This is a genomic window from Marinobacter sp. R17 (assembly GCF_003789045.1).
Classification (GTDB): domain Bacteria; phylum Pseudomonadota; class Gammaproteobacteria; order Pseudomonadales; family Oleiphilaceae; genus Marinobacter_A; species Marinobacter_A mangrovi.
In genome coordinates, this window is sequence record NZ_RHGZ01000023.1 from 60,111 (window position 1) to 82,405 (window position 22,295).

General features: G+C 61.6%; 19 protein-coding genes and 1 tRNA gene. 4 read left to right on the forward strand and 16 right to left on the reverse strand.

Annotated elements, in window-relative coordinates; genetic code table 11:
- Window positions 1-13: 13 nt before the first annotated feature.
- Entirely contained in the window at window positions 14-1,741 is a 1,728-nt protein-coding gene (locus EB809_RS15670; RefSeq protein ID WP_123635772.1) for a diguanylate cyclase, read from the reverse strand.
- A 446-nt stretch (window positions 1,742-2,187) separates the two neighbouring features.
- Between EB809_RS15670 and fabB the strand changes: the two genes are divergently transcribed.
- Complete coding sequence (gene fabB, locus EB809_RS15675) at window positions 2,188-3,402, forward strand: beta-ketoacyl-ACP synthase I (protein WP_123635773.1); 1,215 nt, start codon at window positions 2,188-2,190, stop codon at window positions 3,400-3,402.
- Between the two features lie 134 nt (window positions 3,403-3,536).
- The gene (fnr, locus tag EB809_RS15680) at window positions 3,537-4,283 is read left to right on the forward strand and encodes a fumarate/nitrate reduction transcriptional regulator Fnr (RefSeq protein WP_123635774.1); all 747 of its coding nucleotides are present in this window, start codon (window positions 3,537-3,539) and stop codon (window positions 4,281-4,283) included.
- 21 nt (window positions 4,284-4,304) lie between these two features.
- Here fnr and EB809_RS15685 read toward each other — a convergent pair whose 3' ends face one another.
- Complete coding sequence (locus tag EB809_RS15685) at window positions 4,305-5,168, reverse strand: sugar nucleotide-binding protein (protein ID WP_123635775.1); 864 nt, start codon at window positions 5,166-5,168, stop codon at window positions 4,305-4,307.
- Window positions 5,169-5,430: 262 nt separating this feature from the next.
- Between EB809_RS15685 and EB809_RS15690 the strand changes: the two genes are divergently transcribed.
- Entirely contained in the window at window positions 5,431-5,790 is a 360-nt protein-coding gene (locus EB809_RS15690; RefSeq protein ID WP_123635776.1) for a hypothetical protein, read from the forward strand.
- An 18-nt stretch (window positions 5,791-5,808) separates the two neighbouring features.
- Here the strand turns inward: EB809_RS15690 and alr are convergent, their stop codons facing one another.
- The 14 genes from alr to mpl form a co-directional block, all read right to left on the reverse strand.
- The gene (alr, locus tag EB809_RS15695; protein ID WP_123635777.1) at window positions 5,809-6,900 is read right to left on the reverse strand and encodes an alanine racemase; all 1,092 of its coding nucleotides are present in this window, start codon (window positions 6,898-6,900) and stop codon (window positions 5,809-5,811) included.
- Window positions 6,900-8,297, reverse strand: coding sequence for a replicative DNA helicase (dnaB, locus tag EB809_RS15700; protein WP_123635778.1), 1,398 nt, complete (start codon window positions 8,295-8,297; stop codon window positions 6,900-6,902). The genes alr and dnaB overlap by 1 nt, the downstream gene beginning before the upstream one ends.
- Before the next feature lie 219 nt (window positions 8,298-8,516).
- Window positions 8,517-8,963: a 50S ribosomal protein L9 gene (gene rplI / locus EB809_RS15705; RefSeq protein WP_123635779.1), complete on the reverse strand. Its 447-nt coding sequence runs from the start codon at window positions 8,961-8,963 to the stop codon at window positions 8,517-8,519.
- 20 nt (window positions 8,964-8,983) lie between these two features.
- The gene (locus EB809_RS15710; RefSeq protein WP_123635780.1) at window positions 8,984-9,850 is read right to left on the reverse strand and encodes a hypothetical protein; all 867 of its coding nucleotides are present in this window, start codon (window positions 9,848-9,850) and stop codon (window positions 8,984-8,986) included.
- Window positions 9,851-9,871: 21 nt separating this feature from the next.
- Window positions 9,872-10,102 carry a 30S ribosomal protein S18 gene (gene rpsR, locus EB809_RS15715; protein WP_123635781.1) on the reverse strand — a complete coding sequence of 77 codons (231 nt, stop codon included), beginning with the start codon at window positions 10,100-10,102 and terminating at the stop codon, window positions 9,872-9,874.
- Between the two features lie 29 nt (window positions 10,103-10,131).
- Window positions 10,132-10,545 carry a 30S ribosomal protein S6 gene (gene rpsF / locus EB809_RS15720; protein ID WP_123635782.1) on the reverse strand — a complete coding sequence of 138 codons (414 nt, stop codon included), beginning with the start codon at window positions 10,543-10,545 and terminating at the stop codon, window positions 10,132-10,134.
- A 193-nt stretch (window positions 10,546-10,738) separates the two neighbouring features.
- Window positions 10,739-11,473 (reverse strand): 23S rRNA (guanosine(2251)-2'-O)-methyltransferase RlmB, encoded by a 735-nt coding sequence (gene rlmB, locus EB809_RS15725; protein WP_123635783.1) that lies wholly within the window; start codon window positions 11,471-11,473, stop codon window positions 10,739-10,741.
- Window positions 11,474-14,005 carry a ribonuclease R gene (gene rnr / locus EB809_RS15730; RefSeq protein ID WP_123635784.1) on the reverse strand — a complete coding sequence of 844 codons (2,532 nt, stop codon included), beginning with the start codon at window positions 14,003-14,005 and terminating at the stop codon, window positions 11,474-11,476.
- A gap of 160 nt (window positions 14,006-14,165) precedes the next feature.
- Window positions 14,166-14,252, reverse strand: a tRNA-Leu gene (locus tag EB809_RS15735).
- Window positions 14,253-14,459: 207 nt separating this feature from the next.
- Window positions 14,460-16,328 carry a hypothetical protein gene (locus tag EB809_RS15740; protein ID WP_123635785.1) on the reverse strand — a complete coding sequence of 623 codons (1,869 nt, stop codon included), beginning with the start codon at window positions 16,326-16,328 and terminating at the stop codon, window positions 14,460-14,462.
- 167 nt (window positions 16,329-16,495) lie between these two features.
- Window positions 16,496-17,635 (reverse strand): acyl-CoA dehydrogenase family protein, encoded by a 1,140-nt coding sequence (locus tag EB809_RS15745; RefSeq protein ID WP_123635786.1) that lies wholly within the window; start codon window positions 17,633-17,635, stop codon window positions 16,496-16,498.
- A 194-nt stretch (window positions 17,636-17,829) separates the two neighbouring features.
- Entirely contained in the window at window positions 17,830-18,594 is a 765-nt protein-coding gene (locus EB809_RS15750; RefSeq protein WP_123635787.1) for an ATP-binding protein, read from the reverse strand.
- A 23-nt stretch (window positions 18,595-18,617) separates the two neighbouring features.
- Entirely contained in the window at window positions 18,618-19,301 is a 684-nt protein-coding gene (locus EB809_RS15755; protein ID WP_317848728.1) for a flavin prenyltransferase UbiX, read from the reverse strand.
- Window positions 19,294-20,667, reverse strand: coding sequence for a UDP-N-acetylmuramate:L-alanyl-gamma-D-glutamyl-meso-diaminopimelate ligase (gene mpl / locus EB809_RS15760; RefSeq protein ID WP_123635788.1), 1,374 nt, complete (start codon window positions 20,665-20,667; stop codon window positions 19,294-19,296). The genes EB809_RS15755 and mpl overlap by 8 nt, the downstream gene beginning before the upstream one ends.
- 212 nt (window positions 20,668-20,879) lie before the next feature.
- On the opposite strand from mpl, the gene EB809_RS15765 reads away from it, so the two are divergent.
- Window positions 20,880-22,142, forward strand: a complete 1,263-nt coding sequence (locus EB809_RS15765) for a 6-phosphofructokinase (protein ID WP_123635789.1) — start codon at window positions 20,880-20,882, stop codon at window positions 22,140-22,142.
- Window positions 22,143-22,295 lie beyond the last annotated feature (153 nt).

A 22,295-nucleotide genomic window follows, 5' to 3' on the forward strand; every position in this document is an offset into this window, starting at 1 on the left:
GTCTGTGCGGTGGTTACCGGTATTTGCCCCGATACAGCCGGCAGCGATTGCGCCCTTCCCGCTTGGCCTCATACAAGGCCCGGTCGGCGTCCCGGATCATTTGCTGCGGGGACAACTGAACGTCGGCCGCAAAGATCGGTGCTATGCCGGCCGTCAGTGTGTGGGTGATGGTTTTCCTCTCATACTCGGTCGGGTGCTCCGCGAAGTCCAGCCGGATCCGGTCGGCGATGGACAAAGCCACGTCTTCCGAAGGCACCTGCAGCAACAGGACAAATTCTTCCCCACCATACCGGATGCAGACGTCGGCAGGCCGGCAGGTGCGAGTCAGCATGTTCGCCAGATCCACCAATACGTGGTCCCCGGCCTCGTGGCCATGAGTGTCGTTGATCACTTTGAAGTGATCCAGGTCGATCAGGATCAGGAACACCGGCAGGTGGGTCCGCTCGAACCGCTCGCGGAACGTCTCATAGGCGATACTCAATCCACGTCGGTTATTGAGGCCGGTCAGCGGATCCTGGTGCGCCATGCGCAGGGCCAGGCGGCGATCGCGGTCCCAGCCCATCAGCCGTTCGCCCAGGGCCACCAGCAGCAGCAAGGCTTCCAGCACACCGGCGGCCTGGGCGAAGCCCAACGACTCCATCCCCCAATGCAGCCAGGGGGTGCCCGCACTGATCACGCTCAGGGCCAGACCGATGCCGTAAATCACCCAGGCAATGGCGTACCAGCGCGCGTAGTGCTGACCCTGGCGATAGGCCCAGAACCCCAGCGGCGCCAGCAGGATCAACGAGATCAAGCTAATGAATGACAGTACCAGCACCGGTTCATAGAGGCCGGCAAATCGCATCAGAATGCCCAGCACCATGACCGCCTGGATGCCCCTGATCGTCCGGTCGATGCCCGGAAAGCGCTGCCGGGTCCGTAGGAAGGTGCGGGAAAACTGGAAAGCACTGGCCGCCATCAATAAATAGAGAATGTGGAAGCCTTCGTTGTGCCAGAACACCGATTGGGGCCAAAGGAACTGGAAGGCGAATCCGTTGAGCAGCGCCCACATCAGCGTACTGGCCACCAGGAACACGGCATACTGGAAAAACAGCCACTGGCGCAGCAACCAGGCCCCGATCAGCGAAATGAACACCAGCACCAGCATGGCGCCGTAATACATCCCGTAAATAGCATACGACTGCCGCGATTGCGCCGCGAACCGATCGGCGTCGTCGAGTTTGATGTTCAGGCTGACGCTGTCCGGCTTTTCATAGGCCAGTCGCAGATAAAGCGTGGTGGAGCCGCCCGGGGGCGTGACATGATGGAACGCCAGCGTGCGGTAGTTCAGGGGGCGACTGTGGTAAGGCGCGCGGTCGGTGAGCGACAGCGTGTGCGGCGGCCCACCGTTATCGGCCCAGTAGACCGTCATCAGGTCGAGATAGGCGGTCTCGTGGCTCAATACCCAGCGCCGGGGCCGGTCGGCTTCGTTTCGCAGTTTGAGGCGCACCCAGAAAGCCTGGTTACTGATGCCCTGATTGACGTCCCGGTCGGTGAGCGGCCGGAACCTGTCCAGGGGCAACTGATCCAGCGTGGTGGCCTGTGGGGTGACCAGAAATTCCGCCGGAGAACGGAGGAGCTCGTCACCCAGATGCGAAATATCCAGTACGGGCGCCGGTGGAAGAGCTGCGGACGCAACACGGGCGACGCACAGTAAGCCTATAATAGTAACGAAAATAAATGATCTGACGACAGCGAACATGCCAGGGTCTGTTTCAATGAGTCGGTGCAAGTCTAGACGAAGTTGAAGCCCTAGTGTCCCGTCTGGTTAATTCGTTGATCTACTGAGCGCCTGAACGCTTTGAGAGCAAGGCGCGGTAGCGAAGGTTTGGCGGCCGGCGCTCCGGTGGTTCCAAATCGAGCTGCCGCAACACCGCTATCAAAGCGTTCAGGCGCTCCCGAAGGGCGCACCGCTGACGCCTCTGGACCTGCGTTGCCAACCCTGGATGTGGAACCACCACACCGGCGGGCTGGCGCCTTGGCCAGAGACGTCAGCGGTACGCAGTAGGTCAACGAATTAACCAGACGGGACACTATTCAGTTTTTCCGGGAACACGGTCGCTCGACCAAGGTCACATTCCGTAGGCGGCCAGCCAGGCTCTAGAATGGTAGTCATCATTTTCGACCACGTCACGGATGGAGACTGCGATGAGACGTGTTGTGATCACGGGCATGGGTATCGTGTCGTGCCTGGGAAACAGTATCGAAGCGGTGAATGACAGCCTGAAGACAGGCCGTTCCGGCATTCGCTTCAACGAAACCTACCGGGACCAGGGCTTCCGCAGCCAGGTCTCCGGCTCGGTCGATGTCGACACGTCGGTGATCGACCGCAAGGTACGCCGCTTCATGGGCCAGTCCGCGATGTACAGTTATCTGGCCATGCAGGAGGCCATCGAATCCGCCAAGCTCGACGAGAGCCTGATCTCCAACGACCGAACCGGTCTGATCGCCGGTTCCGGCGGTGCGTCCTGCTCCAGCCAGGTGGAAGCCGTGGACATCATGCGCGAGCGTGGCGTCAAACGGATTGGGCCGTACATGGTGCCGCGCATCATGACCAGCACCGTATCCGCCTGTCTGGCCACGGCCTACAAGATCCGCGGTGTGAACTATTCCATGTCCTCGGCCTGCGCCACAAGTGCTCACTGCATCGGGCACGCCATGGAACAGATCCAGGCCGGCAAACAGGACATCGTTTTTGCCGGCGGCGGCGAAGAGGAAGACTGGACCCTGACCATGCTGTTCGACGCCATGGGTGCCCTCTCAACCAAGTACAACGACGCACCGGAGACCGCCTCCCGTCCGTTCGACAGTGGCCGTGACGGCTTTGTCATCGCCGGTGGCGGCGGCATGCTGGTGGTCGAGGAGCTGGAACACGCGAAACAGCGTGGCGCCAATATCATCGCCGAACTGGTCGGCTACGGCGCCACCAGCGACGGCTACGACATGGTCGCACCGTCCGGCGAAGGGGCCCAGCGGTGCATGCACCAGGCTATGTCCACCGTCGACGGCAAGATCGACTACATCAACGCGCACGGCACCAGCACGCCGGTGGGCGATGTGGCCGAGATGGGCGCGGTTCGCAAGACGTTTGGCGAGCACATTCCGGCCATTTCCTCGACCAAGTCGCTGTCCGGCCATTCCCTGGGTGCGGCCGGTGTCCACGAAGCGATTTATTCGCTGCTGATGCTGCAGAACGGCTACATCGCCGGTACCAGGAACTACCATTCGCCGGATGCGGAAATTGCGCATATGCCGATCGTTGGCCCTGATGCAAAGTCCGCTCATCTGGACCGCGTTATGTCGAACAGTTTCGGTTTTGGTGGCACCAACGCCTCGCTGGTCTTCCAGCGTTTCAACGGCTGAACTGACAAGCAGGTCGCCCTCCCTCGGTGAGGGCGGACCTTCCCCTGAACGACGCGCACCCGTAAAGTTGGCAAATAGGGCCTGTCGCCTTTAAGGTGGGTACAGTGGAAACGGAACGGGGAAAGGTCATTCAAATGGGCGAACGCATCTCCACTTTGCGCGCCTCCGCGCTGAAATCAAGCTGCCAGGAATGCAGTCTCAGCAATCTCTGTCTTCCCCTGGCCGTCAGCGAGAACGAGATCGAACGTCTCGAGGATGTGGTGCAGCAGGGACGGACCATTGATCGCGGGAAACATGTGTTCCGCCAGAAGGATCCGTTCAAGGCCTGCTACGCCGTTCGCAGTGGCGCGGTCAAGACTTACATCATCGCCGACTCCGGCGAAGAGCAGATTACCGGCTTTTACCTGCCCGGCGAGATCATCGGCCTGGACAGCATGGGGCCGGAGGGGTATTCCTGTTCTGCCAAGGCACTAGAACGCAGCAGTTTCTGCGAAATTCCGTTCAACCGTCTGGAAGAGCTCGCCACCCGGATTCCCTCGCTACAGCACCACTTCTTCCAGCTGATGAGCCAGGAAATCAAGAACAGCCACAACCTGTCGCTGCTGCTGAGCAAGAATTCGGCGGAGGAACGGATTGCCACGCTGCTGTTGTCCCTGTCCTCCCGCTTCAGCCGGCGCCGACTGTCGGCGACGAAGTTGATCCTGCCCATGCCCCGACATGACATTGCCAATTATCTGGGGCTGGCGGTGGAAACAGTCAGTCGTGTCATGACCCGCTTCCAGCGTCAGGGTCTGATCGACTCGCATGGCCGGGAAGTCACGCTGCAGGATATTGACGGCCTTCAGGCAGTAGCGCATGGCGGTTGCCAGAAAGGCGACTGACACCGCCGCAACGTCGCCGGATCAGTGAGTTTCCGGCTGGGCCGTCCCGGCAATCAGGGCGGCCTCCTCCTTGAGACGGGTGCGCCAGGGGTGCTGCTTGACACCGAAGGTGTTGCGGATCTTGATGCAGCCCAGCGTGGTGTTTTCCGGCTCCAGCTTGGCCCAGGCCGGCACCTTGTCCACCACGTGCACTTCCGACAGTTCCGGCAGCGCATTGACGATCTCCAGGCCCAGTTCGTACTGGCTGATTTCCTCGGCACCGGCGTACTGGTAGGTTCCCCACACTTCCGCCCCGCAATCGATCTGCAACACCAACGCCCGGATGACTCGCGCCAGGTCCCTCAGGGCCACCGGCTGGCCTCGATGGCGGCTGGACAATTCCAGCTGCGTCGCACCTTCGGCCGAGGCGCTGATCTTGCGGATAAATCGATCCAGACTCCAGCCCGTGCGCAGGATCAGGTGCCTGGGTAATAGCGTGCGCAGCGCCTGTTCACACTCCCACTGCCAGTTGCCGAGCTGACTGAACGGCTGCCCCGGGTTGGAGGTGATGTAGGCACTCTGCTTACGCCCGTCGAACACATAGCAGGTGGACAGCTGGATCAGGGCGATGTCGTGGGCACGGGCGTGCTCGGCCAGCGCCATGGGAATGGAGAAGGTCCACTCGCGAATCGTCTCCGGATCGCGCTCGGCGGCCTCAGGATCGTTGTGCCAGAGGGTATTGACGATCAGGTCCGTTTCCTCGGGAATCCAGTCTTCCAGCGCGGCGGGATCCACGCCGTCCGGACTGCGGATCAACAGCGGCCGGATCGCCAGCGAGGTGCCTCGCAGCGTCTCCAGCACCAGGCGTCCCAGGGGACCGTAATCGTGTACAACCAGAACATTCACGCGGGTCAATCAACTCCAGATCAGTCAGCAAGTGGACGGTTTTTGGCATTCCGAATGCGGCAGCATGCCACCGCAGTGCCGGCAGACTCAATCCCCGCTGGCACGAGTGACAGTGGGTGCCGAGGGCTCCAGCCAATGGCCCCGGATCAGACCCGAATAGAATAAGGCATCGGCGCTGATTCCGCATCCGTCTCGACATCGACAGAGTCGGCTATCGGATCCGCGCGGCTTTCGAATCCGATCCATCGACACAGGGATACGCATGCTCAAACAACAAAGCCACATCGTCGCCCCCATTCCCGACGCTCTCCGTAACAAGGCCCTGCTCACCGTCGAGGAGCTACGTTCCCGCGGCAAGGCGGACAAGCAGGCCATTGACGAGCTCTACGGCCTGATTATCGAGCTGACCGAAGAGGGGCTGGATTTCTTCTTCCTGGAGCCGCTGCGCCGGCTGCGCGCCAGCAGCATGTTGATGGGCATGGCCAAAATGGGCATCGGCAGCATGCTCAAGGGCAGCAAGATGGTGATTCACAAGGTCCTGAAGAAGCTGGACGACAAGAGCCTGGCGTCCATCCTCGACTTTATCGAAGAGATCATCTGCGAGCCTGAAAACGCCGCCTGAGGCCATCCGGGGCGGTGGCTACTGCCCCGAAATATCACCGTCGTAGACACGCGGTACCCGTGCCGTAACGCCGGTCAGCAATTCGTAGCCAATGGTGTCGGCACAACGCGCCACCTCATCCACCGGCACATGGGCACCCCAGAGCTCCACGCTATCCCCCGGTCGGGCATGAGGCGCCGCCGTCAGGTCCACCGCCAGCATGTCCATCGACACCCGTCCCAGCGTACAGGCCCGGGCGCCGGCCACCCAGACGGGTGTGCCGGTCGGGGCATGACGCGGGTAACCGTCGCCATAACCGATGCTGACGATACCCATGGGCGTCGGCCGCTCCGCCCGCCAGGTGGCGCCGTAACCGACGCTTTCTCCCGGCTGGAGGGTACGAACGGCGGTGATCCGGGACTCCAGCGACATGACCGCCCTCAGCCCGAGCTCCGCGGCGGACTCGACAATCATCGGCGAGGCGCCGTAGAGCATGATACCCGGGCGCGTCCAGTGGAACCGGGGCGAGTCGACGCGAAAATGACCGGCTGAATTGGCCGCGCTGAATTCAAGATCGGGAAAGCGGGAAGAGAGCTCGCTGAAAATGCCGTTCTGATAATCCGTCATGGGATCATCGCGATCGTCGGCACAGGCGTAGTGGGTCACCATGCCTTTGAGGGTGACCCCGGCGATCGCTCGCAATCGCTGCACGACGGCTTCCACAGCGGCGGGCGCAAAACCCAGCCGGTTCATGCCGGTGTTGACCTTGAGCCACACTGTGACGGCCTGACCGGCCGACTCCAACGCCGCGACTTGATGGTCGCTGTGAATCACGGGCTCCAGTTCCAGCTCCGCACAGGCGGTCACATCGGCGTCGTCATGGAATCCCTGGAGCAACACGATGGGCTGGCGGATACCCGCCTCACGTAAACGCTCGGCCTCTTCCAGGCAGGCCACTGCGAACCGTTCGGCCTGGTCGGACAGCGCCCGGGCCACCGGTTCCAGACCGTGTCCGTATCCGTCCGCCTTGACCACCGCCATGGCCTTGGCATTCCCCGACTGGCGCTGGGCCAGTGCATAATTATGCCGAAGAGCCGAAAGATCGATGCGCGCCCGGGTGTGCCGTCCCATCAATAATCTCCACCGTAATCGCCGTGGGCCAGATCCTCGAACTTGGTGTACTTGCCAATGAAGGCCAGTCGGACGGTACCGATCGGACCGTTCCGCTGCTTACCAATGATGATTTCAGCGATGCCCTTGTCGGGGCTGTCCTCGTGGTAGACCTCATCCCGGTAGATGAACATGATGACGTCGGCGTCCTGCTCGATCGCACCGGATTCCCGCAGGTCCGAGTTAACCGGTCGCTTGTTGGGGCGCTGCTCCAGACTCCGGTTAAGCTGCGACAGGGCCACCACAGGGCACTGCAGTTCCTTGGCCAGGGCCTTCAGGGAGCGCGAGATTTCGGAAATTTCCGCCGTCCGGCCCTCGGTATTGCCCGGCACCCGCATCAGCTGCAGGTAGTCGACCATGATCAGACCGATCTCACCGTCATTCTCCCGCGCCACACGGCGCGCCCGGGAGCGCATTTCGGTCGGACTCAGACCAGGGGTGTCGTCGATGTAGAGCGGTTTGTCCTTCAGCAGACTGACCGCGGACGTCAGCCTCGGCCAGTCTTCTTCTTCCAGCTTGCCGCTCCGCATCCGGGTCTGGTCGATGCGGCCGAGGGAGGACAGCATCCGCATGACGATGGAATCGGCCGGCATCTCCATACTGAACACCAGGGCCGGCTTGTTGCTGCCCAACAGGGCGTTTTCTACCACGTTCATGGAGAAGGTGGTCTTACCCATGGAGGGACGACCGGCGATGATGATCAGGTCCGACGGCTGCATCCCCGACGTCCACTCGTCCAGATCCTTGAACCCGGTGGTGATGCCCGTGATCGCATCACCGGATTCAAAAAGCTCCTCGATACGCCCCAGCGCCTTGGTCAGGATCGGGTTAATGGCCTGGGGACCGGAACCCTCCTTGGTCCGGGATTCGGCAATCTGGAAGACGTTGCGCTCAGCCTCGTCCAGGAGCTCATCACTGGTGCGCCCCTGGGGATTGAACGCCGATTCCGCGATATTGCCGGACACTTCGATCATCTGACGCAACACCGAGCGTTCACGGACGATCTGGGCGTAGGCCTTGATATTGGACGCCCCCGGCGTCTTCTCAGCCATTTCCGCCAGGTAGGTCAGGCCGCCGGCGTCCTCAAGATCCCCGGCCCGGTCGAGAAACTCGCTCAGCGTCACGACGTCCAGCGGTTCCCCTTCCCCGGCCAGACGCTCGATGGCGGCGTAAATCAGGCGATGATCCTGGCGGTAGAAGTCGGCGGAGGCGATGACTTCCGAGACGGCATCCCACTTGCTGTTGTCCAGCATCAGACCGCCCAGGACCGCCTGCTCGGCCTCTATGGAATGCGGGGGAACCTTGATACGCGAGGTATCGGAGTCAGGGATGGTCTGCTTTACAATGGGATTTGCCATGATACCGCTTACTGAATCCAGCAATGATGGAAGTGGAGCGATCTAAGATAACCGCCGATGGAAAGCGCGACAAGCGATCCGCGCTGGTTTTAATTTGCGCCCCAGAGACACAGAAAGGCCCGGCAGACGTGGAGGTCTGCCGGGCCTTCCGGCACGGCCGTGTTCGGGCAATGCGCTCGCCGACCGACCTCCCACAGGGAAGGCCGGTCCGCTCAGCGATTACTCGGAAACGACAGTGATCTTGACGCTGACTTCGACGTCGGTGTGCAGCTGCAGCTCGATGTCGTATTCGCCGATCGCGCGCAACGGGCCTTCCGGCATCCGTACTTCGCTCTTCTCGACTTCCGTACCACCGGCTGTCACCGCGTCAGCGATGTCACGCACACCGATAGAACCGAACAGCTTGCCTTCGTCACCCGCTTTGGAGGTGATGGTGAAGGCGGCACCGTCCAGCTTCTCGGCACGGGCCTGGGCAGCTGCCAGACGCTCGGCCGCGGCTTTTTCCAGTTCGGCACGACGTGCTTCGAATTCCTGAACGTTGGATTCAGTCGCCGGAACCGCCTTGCCAAACGGCAGCAGGAAGTTACGACCGTAACCCGCTTTTACTTTGACCTTGTCACCCAGGGAGCCCAGGTTTGCGACTTTCTCGAGCAGAATAACTTCCATCTCGTTAACCTCTTCGTACTTTATTCTGCCGGCTCAGAGGGCTTTAAGCGTCCCCTGAAATCCAGCCAGCTATCCACAAACGCCAATATAAGCAACAACAACATCAGACTCGGGCTTAACAGCACCAGGGCCAGGTAGAACAGCACCAGCCACTGGATGCTCATGTTCCGGACGCCGACGATGCCGTGGATCATGGCCAGTCCCGCAAACATCAGCGGAACCGCAGCCGCCCAACTGACCAGGGCGGTGTTCACGCCCAGCAGTGGTGCGCCAAACATGATCGCCACACACAACACGGCGACGGGCCGGCTCAGTCGCAGGGCATGGAACTCGCTCCGGAAACCGCCCGGATTGTAGAGTGCGGCCTGCCAACTGCGCGCCAAGATCAACACGGCAACCGCCAGCAATTGGTAGGTCCCTGCCATACTGGCACTCATGACCTGCCGGAACACACTCTCGAGTCGTCCACCCAGCTCACTGGCGACATCCGGGTTGTACTGCTGGTAAAACGCAATCCCGGTATTCACCAGATCCTTGAGCAACTGGGGAAACAGCAGCGGCAGCAACACACCGGTTACCAGCGCCAGACCGCTTCCGGTCAGCAACGCCTTTTCCCAGGAGGTCGTGGTGCGTAACACCACCACCATCAAAAACACCTGGATCAAGACGAACAGAGCGGTCGGATCATTGCCCAACCAGCTCCAGCCCAGAGCCGGCAGCAGCGCCCAGAGTCCGACGTTGAGTCCCTGGGACAGACCCAGTCTCAATGTGACCAGGCCGACTACGGCCGCTCCAATCCAGAAAAGAAAGGGAAGCGCGGTGGCTACCGCCGCTACCCCACTCGCCTGCAGGGGACCGCGCATCGCAAATTGCGCTAATGCACGCATGGTCCCGAGTCCTGTTACCGCTTAATTGTCGTGGCTATCGGTATACGGCAGCAGGGCCAGGTAGCGCGCGCGCTTGATCGCGGTCGCCAGCTGACGCTGGTAGCGTGCCTTGGTACCGGTGATACGGCTGGGCACGATTTTGCCGGTTTCAGTGATATAACCTTTCAGGGTGTCCAGATCCTTGTAATCGATCTCTTTGACACCTTCTGCCGTGAAGCGGCAGAACTTACGACGTCTGAAAAAACGAGCCATGCTTTAACTCCTCAACAACCGGTGATGGATTACTCTTCTTCCTGCGTGCTGGCCGCCGGGCGACGCTCGCTGGACTCCTGGGAACGACGCGGACGGTCGTCGCCTGAACGACGCTCTTCACGGTTCTCGGAAGCCTTCATCGGGGACGCATCGGTATCCGCGTCGTCGCGACGAATCACCAGATCACGGATGATTGCATCATTGAAACGGAAGTTGTGAGTCAGCTCGTCGAGCACGTCCTGTGAACATTCGACGTTGAACAGAACGTAGTGAGCCTTGTGGATCTTGTTGATCGGGTATGCCAGGTGACGACGGCCCCAGTCTTCAAGACGGTGTACAGCACCACCGGCTTCGGTGATGGTGTTGGTATAACGCTCGATCATCGCGGGCACCTGCTCGCTCTGATCCGGGTGTACCATGATAACGATTTCGTAGTGACGCATGAGTTCTCCCTACGGATTAAACAGCCTCAGCCAGGATGCCCTGGTAGAAGCAAGGAGCTGGTATCAAATACCAGATTTCAGTCCGGTTTCCCGGTTTCCCGGTTTCTCTGCCGCTGTCGGCAGACAATAGAAAACCACCCCCAATTTAGGGGGTGGCGTATTTTAGGCAAGCATGGAGTTGATTGCAAGGTAATCAGCTGCTGCGCTGACGCACTGCCTCATAAAGACAAACACCCGTCGCCACGGAGACGTTCAGACTCTCCACCGTGCCGTTCATCGGGATATTGATAAGGGCATCGCAGTGCTCACGGGTCAGGCGCCGCATCCCCTTGCCTTCGGCCCCCATCACCAGGGCCACCGGGCCCTTGAAATCGGCCTGATAGAGCGTGGCATCCGCTTCGCCGGCGGTGCCGACGATCCAGACGCCGGCATCCTGAATCGAGCGCATGAAGCGGGCCAGATTGGTCACCCGGACCAGCGGCACGGATTCGGCCGCCCCACAGGCCACTTTACGCACCGTCGGGTTGAGCGAGGCGGACTTGTCCTTGGGCACCACCACCGCCTGCACGCCGGCGGCATCGGCGCTGCGCAAACAGGCCCCGAGATTGTGCGGATCGGTCACCCCGTCGAGAATCAGCAGGAAAGGCGCCGACCAGCCCGACAAGGCGGCCAGCAAATCATCTTCCTGCCATTCGCGGCTGGGCGCGACCGCCGCCACGATGCCCTGGTGGACGCCATCGACCCGACTATCCAGCTCTCGACGATGGACAATGTCCCAACGCACACCTTGAGCATCGAGCGCGCCGGTGATGGCCTGTGCCCGCTTGTCCTGACGTCCGGTCTGAATCCAGACCTGCTGCAACCGTGCGGGATCGCGCTTGAGAACGGCGTCCACGGCGTGCCAGCCAAAGATAAACTCCTGCGCCACTTATTGACCCTTACCTGACTTCTTCTTTTTGGCGCCACCCGCCGCGGGCCCCTGCTTGGGCTTACCGCTGGATGACGGCGCCTTGCCTTTCTTCCTGCCTGACGGTTTACCCGACGTCTTCTGGGCTTCGCGGGCCGCCTCCTGGGCGAGCATTTCCTTGGCACTCAGCGGCTTATTGCCCTTGCCGCCGGCGCTGCGCGACTTGCGGCTGCGCGAGCCCCGCTTGTCATCGAACTTTTTAGCGCCGCGCTCGCCCTTGGCCGGCAGCGCATCGCGATCCGCCTTGCGGCGACGCGGCTCGCTGACCAGCTCCAGATCAATCTTGCGGTCTTCGAGCCCTACGCGCACCACCTGTACCCGGACGGCATCACCCAACCGGAAACTGATGGCGGTACGCTCACCGACCAGGCGGTGCTTGGCCGCATCGTGATGAAAATAGTCACCGCTGAGCGTGGACACGTGAACCAAACCCTCGATGTAGACCCCATCCAGCTCCACAAAGAACCCGAACGGCACCACGGAGGCAATCAGCCCGTCGTATTCTTCGCCGACGTGCTCCTTGAGGTACTCGCACTTCAGCCAGGCCATGACGTCGCGGGTGGCGTCGTCCGCACGGCGCTCGGTCATCGAACAGTGTTCGCCCAGTTGAACCATGCGGGCATGGTCGTAGGGGTAGTTCGCCAGCTCGTCGTCACGCTGATCCGGCTTAACGACGGTGTCATCGTTATTGTCGCCGTGGATGACCGACTTGATCGCACGATGCACGATCAGGTCCGGATAACGCCGGATGGGCGAGGTGAAGTGAGCGTAGCTGGCAAAGCCCAGCCCGAAGTGACCGCTTTCTTCCGGACTGTAGACCGCCTGACTCAGGCTGCGCAGCATGACCATCTGGATCACGCCGGCATCCGGACGATCCCGCACCTGCTCCAGCAGGGCCTGATAATCCGCGGAGGTCGGCTTTTCGCCGCCGCCCAGTTGAAGACCGAGCTCGCCCAGGAACAGGCGCACCGCCGCCAGGCGCTCTTCCGCGGGTCCATCGTGGACCCGGTAAAGCGCCGGCATCTTGTGCCGCTTCAGGAAGCGGGCCGTGGCCACGTTGGCGCACAGCATGCACTCCTCGACAATCTTGTGGGCGTCGTTGCGCTGGACCGGGACAATTTCCTCGATCTTACGGGAAGCGTCGAAAATGACGCGGGTCTCGGTGGTTTCGAAATCGATCGCGCCACGCTCAGTCCGGGCGGCCCTCAGCACCTTGTACAAGGCGTAGAGATCGTCCAGATGCGGCGCCACATGCGCATACTGGGAGCGCAATTTCCTGCCGATACCGGAACCGGGCCGCTCCAGCATGTCGCTGACTGACGTGTAGGTCAGGCGCGCCTTGGAGTGCATCACGCCCTGGTAAAACGTATAGCTGCTGATCCGGCCATTGGCGCTGATGGTCATATCACTGACCAGACACAGCCGATCCACTTCCGGGTTCAGGGAGCACAGGCCGTTGGAGAGCTTCTCCGGCAGCATGGGCACCACGTGATCCGGGAAATAGACCGAGTTGCCCCGCTCCAGGGCCTGCTCGTCCAGCGGCGAACCGGGACGCACATAATGGGAAACGTCGGCGATGGCGACCACCAGCCGGAACCCGCCCCGCGGACGACGCTCGCAGAAAATGGCGTCATCGAAGTCGCGCGCGTCCTCGCCATCGATCGTCACCAGCGGCAGGTCCCGCAGGTCCACCCGATGCGCCTTGTCCGGCTCACTGACCGTTTCCGAGATAGCGGCGGCCTGCTCGCCGACCGCCTGGGGCCAGGCGTGCGGAATGTCGTAGGAACGGATCGCGACGGCGATCTCCATACCCGGCGCCATATGATCACCGAGCACCTCGACAACGCGGCCCGTAGGCTTAGTGCGCACCGTAGGCTGGCGCATCACCTCGACCACCACGTACTGGCCGTGACGGGCCTCGCCGCAATCGTCTTCGGCCACCATCACGTCCTGGTTGATCCGGGGATTTTCCGGAACCACAAAGGAGATGCCGCTTTCGCGGAAGAGACGCCCCACAATCTGCTGACTGCGACGCTCCAGAACTTCGACAATACGCCCTTCCCGGCGCCCCCGGTCATCGACCTGATCCACCCGCGCCGCGACACGGTCACCGTGAATCACCTGCCGCATTTCACGGGCACTGAGGAACAGATCGCTGCTGCCGTCGTCCGGCACGAGGAAACCAAAGCCCTCGCGATGCCCCTGGACGCGCCCGGAGATCAGGTCCGCCTCGTCGATCGGCAGATAGGCGCCCCGGCGGTTGCAGATCAACTGACCATCGCGACACATGGCGATCAGCCGGCGGCGCAACGCCTCGATGCCTTCCGGTGAGGTCTGCTCGAGTTCGGTACACAGGGTTTCATGGGTGGCGGGCGCGCCGCGCTCGCGCAGGTGAGCCAGGATGAACTCGCGGCTCTGGATAGGGTTTTCGTATTTTTTGGCCTCACGGTTCGCGTGAGGGTCATCACTATTCGCTTTTTTCTTGGATACCATTAAAAAGAATGCCTTAAGCCGGCAGCCCGATACAGGAAACAAAAACAGAGGCTGCGGTTGATTGTGGCTGAAGTATAACCCCGACGGTGCGGAGATACCTAAAAACAGGGGATCGACAACATGACGGGGAAGTAAAGATGCCACTTCTTGAGGGAAGAAGTGGTGCCGAGGAGAGGACTTGAACCTCCACGGGGTTGCCCCCACTAGCACCTGAAGCTAGCGCGTCTACCAATTTCGCCACCTCGGCAGATGACTTGCAGTCAGCGCTCGGTTAAACCCTTGCCGTTCCAGGCACATGATTTATCGGGCTTTCTGCTTCCAGTGAAAGGCTGTCCCTCACCAGATGGCGCGTACTTTAATCATTCGGATTTCAGCTGTCAAACATTTTTCCTGAATTTTTTCGTCTCTCTTTTCTTCCGCGTTCCTATCACACCAGCGCGCCGCTGGCCGAACACTATAGCGTATCGGCCAGGTAATCGGACAGGCGGATATACTGGTAACGCACGATGCCATAGAGCTGACTGCTCACCAGCCGGGAGTGCACCCCGCCACAGGTCCATTCGTCGTGGCCCGCCTGGTACTGGGCCAGGCGCGCCTGACGGACCAGGCCGTTCTGGTCCTCATCGACAAAGTCCTCATCCCTGACACCGTCGTAATCCCACTGCAGCAATGATCCGGTATCGATCGCCGCATCAAAGAACACCCGACGCAGGAGTTGTTGGCGTCCGTCGCGAACGTCCCAATCCAGCTTCAGACCGGTGACCTCGCCAGTGGATGCCACGACAGCGTCGTCCATGCCCGTCGCATCGCCGACATACCGGTAGCTCTGCTGGGCGGACACCACCCGCGCCGCATCCTGATTGTCGCCCGCAATCGCGTCCAGACAGGGAACCACATCGCCTTCCAGCGTCATGGCCTGACCGCCCAGGCCGGAGGTAGTGTAGGAGTAGGCCGGATCGACCGCATACCCATCGCCGACCGGCGTGACACTTTCACCGTCCAAGGTAACGGCCTGCAGAACGCCCTGTTCGTTGTAATTCAGCTGGTAGACCTGTTGGGGCGTGTCTCCCAGCTCACTGGAGGGCGCTGAGCCGTGACAACTGGTGGCGGAATAGAACGAGGCCGTGCCGCTGTCCCAATCGAACACCAAACGTTCATTGACGTCATCGTCGTCCCAATAAGGCCGGCTGGTGTTGTAATCCAGGTAGAAGCCATCCAATCCTTGGACATTGAGTTCGGCAACCCGGCCATGCACCCGGGCCAGGCGCGCGATTTCCGTCAGCGATGGGGTCATGCAGCCGTCGGCATCGATTCGCTGCAGCACGCCGGCTTCGCTGTAATAGAACGTCAGTTCAGCGGCGATGCTGGCATTGCTCTCCAGGGCGCTGTCGCCGGTGGGCACGCCCTGGTCCGGCGCGCTGACGGTCAGGGACTGCAGCAGCACCGGGTTTTCAAGATCCAGTGGCACCTCCGGAATGGCCACGGACGATACATCCACGTTGCTGTATAGACCGCCGCTGCCGACCGCGTCGTCCACCGCCCGGACCACCTCATCGGCGTAGCCGTTGTAGCTCAGGCGCATGATGCGCAGCGCTTCCGTAGAGAACGGGGCCACTTTGCCATCGGAGCTGACCAGCGCCGATTCCATATCGTCGGGGAACTGGGCCGCCAGGAAGCGGGCCATGGCCTGGGCGTAGGCATGGGCACGATCGTCACCGGCCCGGACATAGTCGCCGGTCAGGTTGATGCCCGACAGGCGCTGACCGAGATCGGTGGTGACATCCAGGTCCCCCGCCACCAGGAAACGACGCGCATCCACCAGGGTGGTCAACGGCGAGTCAAAACGGACACCGGGTGGCGCCGACATCATATAGGCCGCCTGTTGCACCACATTACCGGCGTCGGTTTCCTCTTCCGTGACGCCGGGAATAACGGTCACTACCAGCGGGTAGTCGCGCCAGTCCAGATCCGCGGCCTGAGCGGCATCAAGCTGCAGCGCCGAGAGATCGAGGGTATAGACGCCTCCGGCACCGGTGATCGCGGTGGGCTCACCGCCGGCGAGTGTGATGGTCCGTTCCGGGTTGGTGCCCACCGTCACGTCGACGCTGCCGCCGTCATACTGGTAGTCGCCATCGAGATCGAGCCAGACGCGTGCCTTGTCGAGGTAGCCGTCAATCACGCGCCCGCTGACGTCTTCCGACGCGGGTTCGTAGAGTCCGTCCGTATCGCGGCCGTCCACCGGTGAGTCCGGCAATTCGCCGTCACCACAGGCTGTGAGCAGGAGCAGGCAGGCACCGGTCAGGAGAAATCGTGAACGCGTCATGGCAGCAACCGTTGTCCTTGTTATAGCTGTCGGAGGCTCCACTGTAGGCGATGGCCGGGCGGCTATCCTTGATAGGCTTGGCAATTTGTAAATTTGGGTAACCGGCGGGCGCTATAAGAAAAAGAGAAGGCCCGGCAGGGGCAGCACCTGCCGGACGCTGCAGGACATCAGATGGAACGGGCCACGATCTCCTTCATGATCTCGTTGGTGCCGGCATAGATCCGCTGCACCCGCGAATCCGCCCAGGCGCGGGCGATGGGGTATTCCCACATATAGCCGTAGCCGCCGTGCAGTTGCACGCATTCATCCATAACCCGGCACTGCAGGTCGGTGGTCCACTGCTTGAGCATGGCGGCGGTCGGAATGTCCAGCTTCTTCTCGAGGTGCAGTTCCAGGCAGCGATCCACGAAGACCCGGGCGGCGGTGATGTCCGCTTTCATCTCCGCCATCTTGAAGCGGGTGTTCTGGAAGCCAAGGATCGGCTTACCAAAAGCCTTGCGCTCTTTGACGTAGTCCCGGGTCCAGTCCCAGGCGGCTTCCGCCGCGGCCACCGCGGTCAGGGCAACTTGCAGACGCTCCGCCGGCAGCTCCTGCATCAGCTGCATGAAGCCCTGCCCTTCGTGACTGCCCAGCAGGTTGCCCACGGGCACTTTCACGTCCTGGAAAAACAGCTCTGAGGTGTCCTGGGCCTTCAATCCCACCTTTTCCAGATTCTGGCCGCGCTCGAAACCTTCCCAGGCCGTTTCCACCAGGAGCAGACTGGTCCCTTTGGCGCCTTCCTTGGGATCGGTCTTGGCAACGACGATCACCAGATCCGCCATCTGGCCATTGGTGATGAAGGTCTTGGACCCGTTGAGGATGTAGTGATCGCCCTCCCGGACGGCGCTGGTTTTCACCCCCTGCAGATCCGACCCGGCGCCCGGCTCGGTCATGGCGATGGCGCCGATCATGTCGCCGCTAGCCAGCTTGGGCAGGTAGGCCTGCTTCTGTTCCTCAGTGCCGTAGTTGAGGATGTACGGCGCCACGATGTCCGAGTGCAACGCCCACCCCAGGCCGGAGGTGGAGGCCCGCACGATCTCCTCCATGATCACCGCGCTGTAACGGAAATCAGCGCCGACGCCGCCGTATTCCTCGGGCAGGCACGGACACAGAAAACCCAGCTCACCGGCCTTGCGCCAGATGTCCCGGCTGACCTGACCGTCCTTTTCCCATTGGGCGTGGTGCGGCACAGCCTCCTGCTGGAGGAATTTGCGGACGGAATCCCGGAAGCCTTCGAGATCGGCGTCAAACAGCGTGCGTGGAATCATGATAAACCTCTGCGTTTTTGTTATGGGCGCCGCCGGCTGAACGTCAGGGGCGCCTCAAGCGTGTGGTGTCAGAGGTTTTCAGTCTCCGGCGGCGGGCCCGGAGCCACAATGGTGAAAAGCATCAATCCGCTTGGCTAAAACGACCGCGGCGCCCGAAGGCGCCGCAACAAAGACAACAGGGTGAGCCGACCGGGTCAGCCGAAGTAATCCGAGTAGGCGTTGTAGAAATGCTGCGCGGCCCGGCCGCTGCGGCCGCCCTTACCCAGCGCAAACCGGATCGCCAGCTTGTGCAGCTCGCCCCGGTCCTCCACCTGCGGGAAGAGCGCGTCCACCAGGTGCAAGTACGCGTCCTGGTTGAACGGGTAGAACGACAGCCAGAGACCGAACCGGTCGGACAGGGAAACCTGCTCCTCGATCGCTTCCCCCGGATGCAATTCGCCGTCGACCACCTGGGCCTGCTGGTTATCCGCCATGTATTCCGGCATCAGATGGCGGCGATTGGAGGTGGCGTAGACCTTGATGTTTTCCGGCGGACTCTCGATGGAACCCTCCATCACACTCTTCAGGGCCTTATAGGTGCCCTCGCCCCGCTCGAACGACAGGTCGTCGGAGAAAATGATGAAACGGTAATCCAGGTCGCGCAGGTCATCGACGATTTCCGGCAGGTACAGCAGGTCGTCCCGATCCACCTCCACGATCCGCAAACCCTGGTCGAAGTAAGTGTTGAGGATCGCCTTGATCAGCGACGACTTGCCGGTTCCACGCGCGCCCCACAGCAAGGCGTTGTTGGACGGCTGCCCGCGCAGGAAGCGTTCGGTATTGGTAACCAGCTTCTGCTTTTGCGGTTCCACTTCCAGCAATTGGTCAAGGCGCACCGGATCGATCTGCTTCACGGGACGCAGCGCGTTACGATGACGACGCCAGATGGCGGCGGGGGTAGTCTGCCAGTCAATGCTCATGACATGTGGTTCCTGTTGATGACTCAATCCGTCTTTGGCTTCGATTGACCGGCGAGCTTCCGGGACACGCGCTCCGCGCCCCAGCGGGGCATCAGGTCCTGTGGCAGGCCCAGGTGATCGAGGATGCGCGCGACGATGAAGTCCACCATATCCGCCACGGATTCCGGATGATGGTAAAAGCCCGGGCTCGCCGGCATGATCACCGCGCCCATGCGCGTCAGCCGCAGCATGTTGTCCAGATGAACCTCGGAATACGGGGCTTCACGCGGTACCAGGATCAACGAACGCCGCTCCTTGAGTGCCACGTCGCCGGCCCGTTCGATCAGGTTGTTGCTGGCACCGGTGGCCAGCGCCGACAGGGTGCCGGTACTGCACGGGCAAATCACCAGCGGCGCGCGGCTGCCGGAACCGGAGGCCGGCGGGGCGAACCAGTCCTCCCGGCCGAAGACCAGCAACTGGTCCGGCGCGGCACCGTAGTGCTCGGAGAGAAACGCCTGCAGGGCGTCCGGACTGCCCGGCAGCGACAGGTCGGTCTCGGTCGCGACAACGACCTGGGCCGCCTTGCTGATCATGAAATGCACGCGACAGCCCGCCGCCAACAGACACTGCAACAGGCGCAGGCCATAAGGCGCACCGGAAGCGCCAGTCAGGGCCAGATTAACAGTGGGGCGATCCACCGGGGAATGCGTGGGCTTGCCTTCAGTCAACAGTCTGCTCCAGTTTTGCGATCAACTTGCCGTGAATACCGCCAAAGCCGCCGTTGCTCATCACAACGATGTGACAGGGGACCGGCAGGTCGTCCAGCACCAGGCCAATCAGCCCTTCGACGGTGGTCGCCGTGCTGTGCCGGGGATCGTCCGCCGGCACCAGCGACTTCAGCCAGTCCATGTCACTGAGGTTAGCCCAGATCACCCGGTCTGCCTGCTCGCTGCTGGGCAGCAGGGTATCCCGGTGAACGCCCTGCTGCATGGTGTTCGAGCGCGGCTCGATCAACGCAATGATGGGCTCATTGCCGACTTTCTTGCGCAGGCCGTCGAGCGTGGTCGCAATCGCGGTGGGATGGTGGGCAAAATCGTCGTAGACCCGAACCCCCTTCACATCCGCCAGCAATTCCATACGCCGCTTGACGCCGGAAAAGCGGTTCAGCGCGGCAATGGCATGGTCCGGCGTAACGCCCACGTGGCGCGCTGCTGCAATAGCCGCCAGCGCGTTGCGGACGTTGTGCAGGCCGGTCTGCTGCCAGCTCACGGTGGCCACCGGCTGTTCGTGATGGACCACCATGAATCGGCTGCCATCGTCCGCCAGCAGTTCGGCGCGCCAGTTGGCCTGCTCTACTTCGCCCGCCACGGAGGTTGTCTGAACGCTGCTCCAGCAGCCCAGATCCAGCGCCGCGTCCAGGTGTGTATCGCGCGCGGGCCGCACGATCAGCCCGTTGGACGGTACGGTGCGGACCAGGTGATGGAATTGGCGCTCGATGGCCTCGACGTTGTCGAAGATGTCCGCGTGATCAAATTCCAGATTGTTGAGAATCAGCGTGCGAGGGCGGTAATGAACGAACTTGGAACGCTTGTCGAAAAAGGCGCTGTCGTATTCGTCCGCCTCGATCACGAAGAAATCGCTGCTGCCCAGCCGGGCGGAGACGCTGAAGTCCTTGGGAACGCCGCCCACCAGGTAGCCGGGATCGAAGCCGGCCTGCTCCAGAATCCAGAGCAGCATGGATGTGGTTGTGGTCTTGCCATGGGTGCCCGCCACGGCCAGCACCCAGCGTTTGCGCAGGACTTCCCGGGTCAGCCACTCGGGGCCGGACATATAGTCGATGCCCCGATTGAGCACCGCTTCCACTTCCGGATTGCCGCGGGACATGGCATTGCCGATCAGCACCAGATCCGGTGCGGGCTTGAGGTGGTCGGCAGAATAGCCCTCCACTAACCCGATGCCCTGGGCTTCGAGCTGGGTGCTCATGGGCGGATAAACGCCCTGGTCGGAGCCGGTCACCGTGTGCCCGGCCTCCCGGGCAAGCACCGCGAGACTGCCCATAAACGTCCCGCAGATGCCGAGGATGTGGATATGCATGATTGTCCTGTTTCCGTTCAGCCGCAGACGGCCATTGAATCAAAGACTGAAGCGTCCTGTATCGCTGCTGCGGCGTCAAGCCGGGGCGCACCGAAAATGGGTGACGCGGGCCGATTCGGGGTTGCCGGATCCTACAAGACCGTCATGAAATGTACCCGAGATTAACGTATCATTCGCGCGAAGTGACCAATCTGCAGGAGGCGCCAGCAACCATGGCCATCAAGAACGCGTTCTACGCCCAGTCTGGCGGTGTCACCGCCGTGATCAACGCCAGTGCCTGTGGTGTGATCGAGACTGCCCGCAAGCATCCGGAAGCGATCGGCACGGTCTACGCCGGCCGCAACGGGATCATCGGGGCGCTCAGGGAAGAACTGATCGATACCAACGAGGAAAGCGACGAAGCGATTGCGGCCCTGATGCACACGCCGGGCGGCGCCTTTGGTTCCTGTCGCTATAAGCTGAAGAACTTCACCGAGAACAAGCGCGAATACGAACGCCTGATCGAAGTGTTCCAGGCCCACAACATCGGTTACTTCTTCTACAACGGCGGCGGCGATTCCCAGGACACTGCGTTCAAGGTCTCCCAACTGGCCGAGCGCATGGGCTACCCGATTACCTGCATCGGTGTTCCCAAGACCGTCGATAACGACCTGCCGTTCACCGACTGCTGCCCGGGCTTTGGTTCGGTGGCCAAGTACATCGCCACCTCCACTCTCGAAGCCAGCCTGGACATCAAGTCCATGTGCGAATCGTCCACCAAGGTCTTTATCCTGGAAGTGATGGGCCGGCACGCAGGCTGGATTGCTGCCGCGGGCGGCCTTGCCGGCCAGGGTGAAGGCGATCCGCCCCACATCATCCTGTTCCCGGAAATCCCGTTCGACCGGGACGCCTTCCTCAAGCGCGTGGAATACAGCGTGGAGAACTACGGCTACTGCGTGGTCGTCGCGTCCGAAGGCGCCCAGTATGAAGACGGTCGCTTCCTTGCCGATGCGGGCAGCAAAGATGCCTTCGGCCACACTCAACTGGGTGGCGTTGCACCGGCACTGGCCAACATGACCAAGCAGGCTCTGGGCTACAAGTACCACTGGGCCGTGGCCGATTACCTGCAGCGCGCGGCACGCCACATCGCTTCGGCCACTGACGTCGAGCAGGCCTACGCCGTGGGCAAGGCCGCCGTGGAAATGGCCGTGGCCGGCAAGCAGGCCCTGATGCCGACCATCGTGCGTGAGCAGTCTTCCCCCTATCGCTGGCACATCGGCGAAGCGCCACTGAGCGAAGTAGCGAACCAGGAAAAGAAGATGCCGATCCACTTCATCACCGACGACGGCTTCGGCATCACCCAGGATTGCCGCGAGTACCTGTCGCCGCTGATCAACGGCGAGGCTTTCCCGCCGTTCGAAAACGGTCTGCCCAAGGTTGCCAAGTTGCAGAAGGTGCTGGCCGAAAAGAAACTGCGGACGGCATTCGACATCTGATCGACGTTCCGGTACGCATAAAAAAGGGTTCATCGCGGATTAGCGGGAAAAGAAAAGGAAGACGGCGGTAAAACGGGTTAAGTTTGCTTTCGCCAAAAACCAAACAAAAACCCATTCACCGCCGTCGTTATGAATGCTAATCCTCTTGCCTTG